Genomic DNA, 2060 nt, shown 5'->3' with positions numbered 1-2060 from the left:
TCTTTCTTAGGATTTTCACCGTCTTCTGTTGGATATCCTGGAATTGCTTTACCTTCTTTATCTACAAACGTAGTAACTGGTGTTACTGTTGGTGTGTATGTTGCAGAAGCTTTTGTTCCGTTCATATCTTCACGAACAACTGTAACAGATGGAGCTGTTCCTGTAAATTCAGGTTCTGGTTTGAAGGTTACTGTTCCGTCTGATGCTACTGTGTAAGTACCAACTCCTTCAATTGTCTTAGTTGTTGAGCCATCTTCGAATGTTGCTGGAACATTGTCATTCATAGGAACACGGCTATCGCCTTCCTTGAAGACTGGTTTACCAGATTGCTCTTGACCTTTTGGACCAATTGTTGTTGCTGGTTCACCTGTAGGTGTTACTGGTGTGACTGTTGGTGTGTACTTACCTGTTACTGGTGTACCGTTCTTATCTACACGCTTAACTGTTACACCTGTTCCTGTTCCGATGAATGATTTTTCTGGTACGAAAGTCACACTTCCATCTGGTGCGACTGTATAAGTACCTTCGCCTGGAATTGTCTTCGTTGTTGAGCCATCTTCGAATGTAGCTGGCGTATCATCATCCATTGGAATGTTTGGATTTCCTTCTGTAAACTTAGGCTTACCTGTTTGAGTTTGCCCTTGTTTATCTTTTGAAGTTACATCCTCTGCTGTTGGAACAACTGGAGTAATCTTTGGTGTGTAAGTTGTTTCAGCTGGTGTACCGTTGGCGTCCTTAGCTTGAACCTTAACGGCAACTACATCACCTGAATAGGTCTTATCAGTTGGTGTGAAAGTGACTACACCTGTTGCTTTATCAACTGTGAAGGTACCGATAACCTTACCGTCTGGTGACTTAGCATCTACTGAAGCTGCTGGTTGACCATTTTCGTCAAGAAGGGTAATGGTATCCTTGTCGATTGGCGCAACTGGGTCACCTTCTGTGAAGGTAACAGTACCAGTTTGAACTACACCTTGAGGTGCTACTGATTCAGCAGGAGTCGCTGTTGGTGTTACTGGTGTTACTGTTGGTGTGTACTTACCTGTTACTGGTGTACCATTCTTATCTACACGTTTAACTGTTACACCTGTTCCTGTTCCGATGAATGATTTCTCTGGGACGAAGGTTACACTTCCATCTGGAGCTACTGTATAAGTACCTTCGCCTGGAATTGTCTTAGTCGTTGAGCCATCTTCGAATGTAGCTGGCGTATCATCATCCATTGGAACTACTGGATCACCTTCTGTAAACTTAGGTTTACCTGATTGAGTTTGGCCTTGTTTATCTTTTGAAGTTACATCTTCACCTGTTGGAACTACTGGAGTGATCTTAGGTGTGTAAGTTGTTTCTACAGCAGTACCGTTAGCATCTTTAGCTTGAACCTTAACTGGAACAACATCACCTGAGTATGACTTGTCAGTTGGTGTAAAGGTTACAACACCGGTTGCTTTATCAACTGTGAATGTACCGATAACCTTACCGTCTGGTGACTTAGCATCTACTGAAGCTGCTGGTTGACCATTTTCGTCAAGAAGAGTAATAGTATCCTTGTCGATTGGTGCAACTGGGTCACCTTCTGTGAATGTAACAGTACCAGTTTGAACCACACCTTGAGGAGCTACTGATTCAGCAGGTGTCGCTGTAGGAGTTACAGGAGTTACTGTTGGTGTGTACTTAGCTGTTACTGGTGTACCATTCTTATCTACACGTTTAACAGTCACGCCTGTGCCTGTACCTGTGAATGATTTTTCTGGTACGAATGATACAGTGCCATCTGGTGCTACTGTGTATGTTCCTTCACCTGGGATAGTCTTAGTTGTTGAACCATCTTCAAATGTTGCTGGAACAGCATCATCCATTGGTACGTTTGAGTTACCTGGTGTGAATGTTGGTTTACCAGATTGTGTTTGACCTTGCTTATCAGTTGAAGTAGCATCTTCAGCTGTTGGTGTTACTGGTGTTACTGTTGGTGTGTATGTTGAAGAAGCTTTCGTTCCGTTCATATCTTCACGAACAACTGTAACTGATGGAGCTTTACCAACAAATGATTTTTCAGGAAC

General features: G+C 42.9%; 1 pseudogene. It reads right to left on the bottom strand.

Annotation, left to right across the window (positions count from 1 at the left end):
• Positions 1-2060, bottom strand: a pseudogene (locus ACESNQ_RS08640) (CshA family fibrillar surface protein C); the annotation flags it as partial.

It is taken from the genome of Streptococcus infantis, from assembly GCF_964243025.1.
GTDB lineage: Bacteria > Bacillota > Bacilli > Lactobacillales > Streptococcaceae > Streptococcus > Streptococcus infantis_N.
This window is presented reverse-complemented; position numbering and strand designations above follow the sequence as displayed.